5 protein-coding genes are annotated in these 4,805 nt (G+C 69.4%); 1 reads left to right on the forward strand and 4 read right to left on the reverse strand.

All coding sequences use genetic code 11. The annotated features are described in order from the left end of the window. Nucleotides 1-572 (forward strand): HD domain-containing protein (locus tag VNW53_RS09675; protein ID WP_325555341.1); only part of this gene is annotated, 572 nt, incomplete at its 5' end. On the opposite strand, the gene VNW53_RS09680 is transcribed toward VNW53_RS09675, so the two are convergent. The 4 genes from VNW53_RS09680 to VNW53_RS09695 all read right to left on the reverse strand — a co-directional run bounded on the left by VNW53_RS09680 (nt 573) and on the right by VNW53_RS09695 (nt 4,716). Further along, nucleotides 573-1,478 carry an Hsp33 family molecular chaperone gene (locus VNW53_RS09680; protein WP_325555346.1) on the reverse strand — a complete coding sequence of 302 codons (906 nt, stop codon included), beginning with the start codon at nt 1,476-1,478 and terminating at the stop codon, nt 573-575. Between the two features lie 130 nt (nt 1,479-1,608). Further along, nucleotides 1,609-2,541: an ornithine carbamoyltransferase gene (gene argF, locus VNW53_RS09685; protein WP_325555342.1), complete on the reverse strand. Its 933-nt coding sequence runs from the start codon at nt 2,539-2,541 to the stop codon at nt 1,609-1,611. Next, complete coding sequence (locus VNW53_RS09690; RefSeq protein WP_325555343.1) at nt 2,538-3,752, reverse strand: aspartate aminotransferase family protein; 1,215 nt, start codon at nt 3,750-3,752, stop codon at nt 2,538-2,540. The genes argF and VNW53_RS09690 overlap by 4 nt, the downstream gene beginning before the upstream one ends. 142 nt (nt 3,753-3,894) lie before the next feature. Next, entirely contained in the window at nt 3,895-4,716 is an 822-nt protein-coding gene (locus VNW53_RS09695; protein WP_325555344.1) for an ABC transporter permease, read from the reverse strand. Nucleotides 4,717-4,805: the final 89 nt, after the last annotated feature.

Genomic DNA, 4,805 nt, shown 5'->3' on the forward strand with positions numbered 1-4,805 from the left:
GTGCAAACGTCGGAGCCGGACCCCTGAACGATATCGTTAAACTGACGGAAGCCTTCCGTTTCGCCGCCGACCGGCACGTGGGCCAGCGCCGCAAGGGCGAGGCGGCGGAGCCGGTGGTGAACCATCTCGCGGAAGTGGCCGATCTGGTCGCGCGGGCCACCGACGGCGCCGACGTGGACCTCGTCGTCGCGGCGGTGCTGCACGACACCGTCGAGGACACCGCCACCACCTTCGAGGAACTCGCAGGCCGCTTCGGAGGCAGGGTGGCCAGCCTCGTGGCGGAGGTCACCGACGACAAGTCCCTGCCCTTGGCCGAGCGCAAGCGGCTTCAGGTCGAACACGCCGCCCACGCCTCGCACGGCGCCAAGGTGATCAAGATCGCGGACAAGACCTCGAACCTGCGCGCCATGGCCGAGAGCCCTCCCCGGGACTGGTCGGCGGCCCGCCGGGCCGACTATCTGGAATGGGGCCGGCAGGTGGTGGCTAACTGCCGCGGCGCGAATCGCTGGCTGGAAGACCAGTTCGACGAAGCCGCCGAAACTCTCGAGGCGCGTATCGGCGTCCCGGCCTAACTAGTCGACGGCCTCAGGCGCCAAGGCGTAGACGCGCGAGCAGTATTCGCAGGTCACGTGGATGCGGCCGTCGGGCTCGACCATCTCGGCGCGTTCCTCCGGTGGAAAGGCGCGCAGCATGCCGACGATCTTTTCGTGCGAGCAGCGGCAGAAGCCGGTGAGGGCCTTGGGCGGGAAGACGCGCACCCCGTCCTCGTGAAAAAGCCGCCACAGCAGGGTCTCGCTCGGGAGGGTGGGGTCGATCAGCTCGTCCTCGCCCACGGTCTCGAAGAACGCCTGGGCGCGGTCCCAGGCCTCCTCTGTGGGTCCCCGCGCCAGGTCCTCGGCGACGTTCTGGATGAGCAGCCCGCCCGCCCGCCAATGCGGCCCCTCGCCGGAGTCCGCCGTGCCGACCGCCAGCCGCACCCGCGTCGGCGTCTGCTCGGACTGGGCGAAATAGGTCTCGGCGCAGAGGGCCAGCGTCTCGCCGTCGATGGGCGTGACGCCCTGGTAGCGGTCCATGTCGGGACCTTGGTCCACCGTCATGATGAACACGCCCTCGCCGAGCAGGGTGCCGGCGCCCGGGCGCGCGAAGCCGCCGCTCGCCTCGGCGACACGCTCCGCATCGAAGCGGCAGTAGCCGCGCAGGGCGCCGGCGGTGTCGTAGTCGGCCACCACATAGGCGACCGGCCCGGTCCCCTGGGCCTGGACGATCAGGCGGCCCTCGAACTTCAGGCTCGCGCCGACCAGGGCGGCCAGCGCGCAGGCCTCGCCGAGCAAGTTGGCCACGGCGTCAGGATAGGCGTGACGGGTGAGGACCTCGTCCACGGCAGGTCCGAGGCGCACGACGCGGCCACGCACGGGCTGGGCTTCGATCTGGAAGGGAGCGACGAGATCGTCGGCGAAGGACTGGGGCACGGTGCGGATATAGGTCCCCGATCCCGCCGCGCCTAGAGCGGCCCCCGATCTGATGGAATCAGATAGCCTGTCGCTCTAGTTATTTGTTTTTACGCGTGTTTTATTCCGAAAGCCGGTTCCCACTTTTTCGGAACGCGTTTTAGATCGCCCCGAAACACCAGGCCAGGATCGACTTCTGGGCGTGGATGCGGTTTTCGGCCGCCTCCCACACCAGCGACCGCGGCCCGTCCAGCACCGCGTCGCTGACCTCCTCGCCGCGATGGGCGGGCAGGCAGTGGAGGAATACCGCGTCCGGGCCGGCCAGGTCCATCAGCGCCTCGTCGACCTGATACGGCCGGAACGCCCGAACCCGCGCGTCGTGGTCGCTGTCGCCCATGGAGACCCAGGTGTCGGTCACCACGCAATCCGCACCGGCGACGGCGGCGCGGGGATCGTCGGTGAGCATCACCCGGCCACCCGCCTCGACAGCCCTGGCCAGGTCGTCGGGAGAGGGGCGGTAGGCCTCCGGGCCGGCGATATTGAGCGCGAAGCCCAGCTTGCCGGCCACGTGCAGATAGCTGGCGCAGACATTGTTGCCGTCGCCCACCCAGGCGATGGTCTTGCCGGCCACCGGCCCGCGGCGCGCCTCCACGGTCATCAGGTCGGCCATGATCTGGCAGGGATGGCTGCGCGGCGTCAGGCCGTTGATCACCGGCACGCTGGCGGCGCCCGCCAGGGCTTCCATGGTCTCATGGCGCTCCGCCCTCAGCATGATGGCGTCAACCATGGAGGAGAGCACGCGGGCGGTGTCCTCGATCGTCTCGCCCCGGCCGAGCTGCAGGTCGGCGCTGGTCGAGATCAGGCTGGCGCCCCCCAGTTGGCGCATGGCGGCGTCGAACGAGAACCGCGTGCGGGTGGAGTTGCGCTCGAAGATCATCGCCAGGGTGCGCCCGGCCGCCGGCGCATCGGCGTCGACCCGGCCCTTGGTCCAGCCGGCGCGGGCGGCCTTGCGGCGATGGGCGTCGCCCAGGATGGTCAGGAGCGTGGCGGCGTCCAGTCTCCAGAGGTCGACGAAATGGCGAGGCTCGCTCACGCCGCCGCTTTCCGCCGCGCCGCCTCGCAGGCCCGCTCCAGCTTCTCGATCGCCTCGCGGGCTTCCTCGGCGGTGAGCAGCAGGGACGGCAGAAGGCGCACGCAGTTGTCGCCGCCGCCGGCGATCAGCAGGTGTTCGTCGCGGGCCAGGGCCATGAAGGCGCGGTTGTTGGGGATCAGCCTGACCCCGACCAGCAGGCCCTTGCCGCGGATGTCGGCGATGATGTCCGGATAGCGGTCCTGCAGGCCCTTGAGCGCCTGGGTGAAGTAGCCGGCGATCTCGCGCACGTTTTCCAGGGTCTCGGGCCGGCAGATCTCGTTGAAAGCCGCGAGGCCCACGGCCATGGCCAGGGGATTGCCGCCATAGGTCGAGCCGTGCGAGCCGACCGTCATCCCCTTGGCGGCGCGGGCGGTCGCGAGGCACGCGCCGACCGGGAAGCCGTCGCCCAGGGCCTTGGCCACGCACATGATGTCCGGGACGGCGTTCTCGGCCCATTCATAGGCGAACAGCTTGCCCGTGCGACCCAGGCCGCACTGGATCTCGTCATAGATCAGCAGCGCGCCGTGCTCGTCGCACAGCGCGCGCAACCGCGTGAGGTCGGCCTCCGGCAGGGCGCGCGCGCCACCCTCGCCCTGCACCGGCTCGATGATCACCGCCGCCGTGGTCGGGCCCATCGCCGCCGCCAGGGCGTCCATGTCGCCGAACGGCAGGTGGACATAGCCCGGCAGGGGTGGGCCGAAGCCCTCGACATAGGACGGATTGCCGGCCGCGTAGACGGCGGCGTAGCTGCGCCCGTGGAAGGCGCCCTCGAAGCCGATGATATCGATCTTCTCGGGATGGCCATCGGCCCAGTGGTATTTGCGGGCGGTCTTGAGGGCGCACTCGATCGCCTCGGTCCCGGAGTTGGTGAAGAACACCACGTCGGCGAAGGTCTCCTCGCAGAGGCGCGCGGCCAACGCCTCCTGGCCGGGGATCCGGAAGATGTTGGAGACGTGCCAGAGCTTGTCGGCCTGGTCCTTGAGCGCCCCCAGAACCTTGGGGTGGCAGTGGCCGAGGCCGGTGGTGGCGATGCCGGCCAGGCAGTCGAGATAGCCCTCGCCCTCGGCGGTGTAGAGGCGCGCGCCGACGCCGCGCTCGAACGCCAGCGGCGCGCGGTTGTAGACCGCCAGGATGTGGTCTTCGGGAACGGTGGGCGAGCTCTGAAGCGACATCGTCGCGCCTCCCTCTTGAAAAGAAGAGCGCCCCGAGACGCCTGACACCTGGTGACGGCGGCGCGCGGGGGCGGGAAGCGCGGCGTTCTCGCGCCCGCGCCCAGCGATGTCAACATTCGTTCGGTGAAGCTCTTGCGACGCCTCAGGTCTTGAGCCGGTAACCCGTGGCGAACATCCACACGCACACCGCCGCCAAGACCACGCTGAGGACCGCGGTGGTCACGACCCCGGTCAGCAGCGAGCCGTCGCTCTGGCCGATGAAGCCGTAGCGGAAACCGGAGATCAGATAGAAGAACGGGTTGTACCGCGAGGCGGTGCGGAAGGGCTCGGGCAGGCGGTCGACCACGTAGAAGGTGCCCGAGAGAAAGGTCATGGGCATGATGATGAAGTTGCCCACCGCGGCGATGTGGTCGAACTTGACCGACCAGATGGCGGCCATCATCCCCAGCAGCCCCATGATCAGCGACGCGCCGACCCCGAAATAGACCACCGCCCACAGATGGGCGACCCACAGGTGGGCGAACGGCAGAACCGCGAGGCCCGCCACCGCGCCCACGGCGACGCCGCGGGTCGCCGCGCCGAGGGCGAATCCGGCGACCTGTTCGGTCGGTGACAGGGGCGGGGTGAGGAAGTCGCCGATCAGGCCGTTCATCTTGGCCTGCAGCAGGCTGGATGAGGAATTCGAGAAGGCGTTGTTCAGGATCTGCATCATGATCAGGCCGGGGGCGACGAAGGTGGCGAAGGCGACTCCCTCCATCGGCGGCCGGGCGCCCTTCACGGCGACCACGAACACCAGCATGTAGAGCAGGGCTGTCACCACCGGCGCGGCCAGCGTCTGCATCCCGACCTTGAAGAAGCGCCGCACCTCGCGGACGTATAGGGTCCGCAGGCCCACCCAGTTCACGCCCGGATAGTCGCGCGGCTGCGGCGGCAGGACGGTTTCGGCGAGCGCCATATCCTTCATGGCCCTTCATGTGCGCCCGCGCGCGGCCTGCCGCAAGGCCGCGGCGGGGCGCGGCAAATTGAATCAATATCTAGTTCCTGTGGACGAAA

Origin of the sequence: Phenylobacterium sp. (genome assembly GCF_035569475.1) — a bacterium.
Taxonomy (GTDB): Bacteria; Pseudomonadota; Alphaproteobacteria; order Caulobacterales; family Caulobacteraceae; genus Phenylobacterium.